This window comes from Kerstersia sp., from assembly GCF_052103615.1.
Taxonomy (GTDB): domain Bacteria; phylum Pseudomonadota; class Gammaproteobacteria; order Burkholderiales; family Burkholderiaceae_B; genus Kerstersia.
Map to the genome: position 1 here is coordinate 1 of NZ_JBQEKA010000144.1, position 3,401 is coordinate 3,401.

General features: G+C 62.3%; 2 protein-coding genes and 2 pseudogenes. All 4 read right to left on the bottom strand.

From position 1 onward, the window contains the following. Positions 1 to 335 (bottom strand): annotated as a pseudogene (locus ACTJGZ_RS15960) (hypothetical protein); the annotation flags it as partial. A gap of 15 nt (positions 336 to 350) precedes the next feature. Next, positions 351 to 1,280: a type II secretion system F family protein gene (locus tag ACTJGZ_RS15965; RefSeq protein WP_441663876.1), complete on the bottom strand. Its 930-nt coding sequence runs from the start codon at positions 1,278 to 1,280 to the stop codon at positions 351 to 353. Continuing rightward, positions 1,280 to 2,590 carry a CpaF family protein gene (locus ACTJGZ_RS15970; protein WP_441663877.1) on the bottom strand — a complete coding sequence of 437 codons (1,311 nt, stop codon included), beginning with the start codon at positions 2,588 to 2,590 and terminating at the stop codon, positions 1,280 to 1,282. Before ACTJGZ_RS15970 ends, ACTJGZ_RS15965 begins: the two co-directional genes overlap by 1 nt. A gap of 50 nt (positions 2,591 to 2,640) precedes the next feature. After that, a pseudogene (locus ACTJGZ_RS15975) lies at positions 2,641 to 3,401 on the bottom strand (pilus assembly protein CpaE); the annotation flags it as partial.

The window sequence follows — 3,401 nt, forward strand, 5'->3', positions numbered from 1 at the left end:
GCACTGCCAGGATTGGCAAATCCGCACAGGTCGATCAAAGCCTTGTCTTCCGCGGCCAGCAGCGAATCTCCAAACTTGCCTTGTTCCCAGCGCTCCCCCAGCGCCGCAGCTTCCTGCACGACATGCTGCAAACGGTCTTCCAGGTGCGGACGGGTGCCAGCGCCCGCCTGCCCTTCGCGCAAGGCCATGACGCGCTCGACTTCCTGGGCCCGTTTACGCGCCCGCATGGCGCGCCCCGTCAGCCCCAGACCCAGGCTCAGCAACGCCAGCGCCAGCAGCAATAGCGCCACCGCCAGCAGCGAATCGGGATTCATGGATTGAATTTTTTCCAGCACTTTTCCCTACTCCCGTCAGACCGATTTCGCCAGGCGATACAACCAGAACACCCCCGCTGTCTGCATGACAGCCGCAGCGATCAACATTTTGAAACCTACCGGGTCGTGCCACATATTCATGAATAACGTGTTATTCGTGAAAAGAATGAAACTCGCCAGGGCAATAGGCAACACACCCAATATCCATGCGGAAAGACGCAGCTCTGCCGACATGGCATGCATTTCCATGCGCGCCTGTTCCAGATCCCGCATGAAGGCCGCCAGGCGCTCCAGCACCTGATCGCTGCGGCCGCCAAAACGCAAGGCCACGCCAACAACTGAAGCCGCCAGATAGAATTCATGCAGATCGAATTGGCGCGCGACCTGCCGCATGGCGTCGTCCAGATCCTTGCCCGAACGCGACAAGGCGGCGACGCGGTCCAGCGCTTCACGCAGCGGCATCTCCACATTCGCTGCCGATGACTGGAACGCCGCGCCCATGCTGTTGCCGATGGTGATGAGCCTGACCATCCCTTCCAGAAAACCCGGTAACTGGGCCACCATGCGCTTGCGCCGCTTTTCAATGCGCAACCAGATGAAGAAACTGATCAGTACGCCGGACAACACCAAGATGCCGACCGCCGCAGCAACCCCGACCAACATCCAGGCCAGCGCCGCCAACACCAACGGCGCCCCCAGCACCGGCAGCAAGAAACCCGGGCCGCCATGAACCCCGGCACGCAGCAGCAGACTGGCCAGACCCCCATCGCCGCGCCATTGGCGCGCCACTTCGGCGCCTGCCGGGCCATCGGCCTGGCTGCCGGCCTGACGCTGGCGCAGCGCCTGATCCACATGCGAAGACAGCTGCGCCTGCGCCTGGCCGCGCGTGCCGCGCTGCCATAGCCATAACGCCGCTGCCAACAGCAGCAGCGCCAGGCCGCCTATCACCAATCCTTGCACCAGCATCAGCGCCTCCTGCCCCAGAAGCCGCCAGCCGGCGGCGTATCCGCCGCCGGCAAACTGGCTTGCTGGCGTTGCCGTTGTTCTTCGCGATAGCCTGACAATTTGGGTGTATGGGGGTGAATCCCCAGCCCGACCCAACGGTCCAGCTCCCCGCCATCCGGCCCTAGCACCGTTTCATGGCGGTACAGTTCCTGGGTCGCGATCACGTTGTCGCCCATGCCAGTGACCTCGGTCACTGACAACACCCGCCGCTTGCCGCTGGGCAAGCGCCCGATCTGAATAATGAAATCCAGCGCCCCGGCAATCTGCCGGCGCAGGCTATCCTCACTGCCCTGAAAACCTGCGAAACCTGCCAGCATTTCGATCCGGTACAGGCATTCCCGCGGCGAGTTGGCGTGTATCGTCGCCATGGAGCCTTCATGGCCGGTATTCATGGCTTGCAGCATGTCTATGACTTCAGCGCCACGCACTTCCCCGACCACCACCCGGTCTGGCCGCATCCGCAAGCTATTGCGAATCAAGTCACGGATGCTGACTTCGCCCTTGCCGTCAAAACCACCCTGACGCGCCTCCAGGCGCCCGACATGCGGGTGATTGAGTGATAGCTCAGCGGTATCTTCTACCGTGATGACGCGTTCCTGCGGCGGGATGAAAAAGGCCAGCGCGTTCAGCAAAGACGTTTTGCCTGAACTGGTTCCCCCGGAAATCAGGATATTGCAGCGCTGGTGCACGGCCGCCTGCAATAGGTTGTAGATCGGCTCATCAAAAGTGCCCAGGGCCTGCAAATCGGATGGGCGCAAGGGATCCTTGCGGAATTTGCGGATGGATACCATGGGGCCATCGACAGCGAGCGGCTCAATCACGACGTTGAGCCGGCCGCCATCAGGCAAGCGCGCATCCACCATAGGGCTGGATTCGTCCAGCCTGCGCCCCAGCGGCGCCAGGATGCGCCGGACGATACGCAGCACATGCGCATCATCCGTGAAGGCCATGGGCTCACGCTCCAGGCGCCCGCCGCGCGACACGAATACATTGTCGCAACCGTTGATCAGAATATCTTCCACCGCCGGATCCGCCAGCAAATCCTCCAGCGGCCCCAGGCCAGCCAGCTCCTTGGTCAGGGCTTCGACCATCTGGCGCAATTCACTCTCGTTGACGGGCAAACGCTTGAGACGCGCATAGCCGGCCAGTTCCAGATTGACGAACTCCTGGATGGCCTCGCGCGACCAGCGCCCGAACTCGGCGCCCAGCTCTTCAATCCGGCCCAAAAGATGCTCGTAAGCGCTGTTCTTGAGATCCTGAAAACGCGGCATTGCCGCTGCATTCGCGCTTCCCTGATCGAACAGCGCATTCTTCATTGTCATCATGACTCTGTTCTACCCATGTTTCCCGTCCCCATGTTTCCCACCCCTTGAGGCCGGGCCATCTTCTTGCCGCCCGCCCCGTTTTTCCAGCCGGACAGACGCTGCCAAATGCCTGGGCCTGACTCTTGCCGGGGCGCTTCCTGAGGCAGCACTGCCTTGCGGAACGCCTGTATCCAGGGATCCTTGGGATCTGTCTCGTCCAGCAGCAAACCCTGCCCCTGCGCCAGCATCAAAGGCGCCGTCCGTTCAGGCAGCACCCCGCGCAGCGGCAGGCGGAAACGCTTGGCGATAGCATCGGCTTCCAGCCCATTGCGCTCGCCATAACGGCTCAACAGCAAACTCATGCGCTCATTGACGGGCGCACCGCGCTGCGCCAGGTCGGCCAGGAGATCATGCAGGGCAACCAGCGCGCTCACGCCCTGATCCGCCATCACACAAACCTCGTCGGCCATATGCACAAGCTCAGCCAGAAAATCGAGGTTGCCCAGCCCGCCGCCGTCCACCACCAGATAGCCGAAAAATTCCATCAGGCGCCGCACCAGCGCCAGGGAATCTTCGGCCGAGACATGGGCCATGCGTTCCGGCTTGCGCGGCAGCGGCAATAAGGCCACGCCCCGCTTATCCAATGCCAAGGCCGAATCCAGCAGGGTCCGGTCCAGACGCCGTAAATTGCCCGCGGCCTCGGCAAAATCAAAGCTGCTGTGCTGGCCGGCGTAAAGCAGCGCATCATTCAGCGGCCAGCCCATATCCAGCAAGGCCA

Bases quoted from the DNA above. Each gene is read 5' to 3' on its own strand.
- ACTJGZ_RS15965 (WP_441663876.1), bottom strand. From the start codon at position 1,280: ATGCTGGTGCAAGGATTGGTGATAGGCGGCCTGGCGCTGCTGCTGTTG.
- ACTJGZ_RS15970 (WP_441663877.1), bottom strand. From the start codon at position 2,590: ATGCCGCGTTTTCAGGATCTCAAGAACAGCGCTTACGAGCATCTTTTG.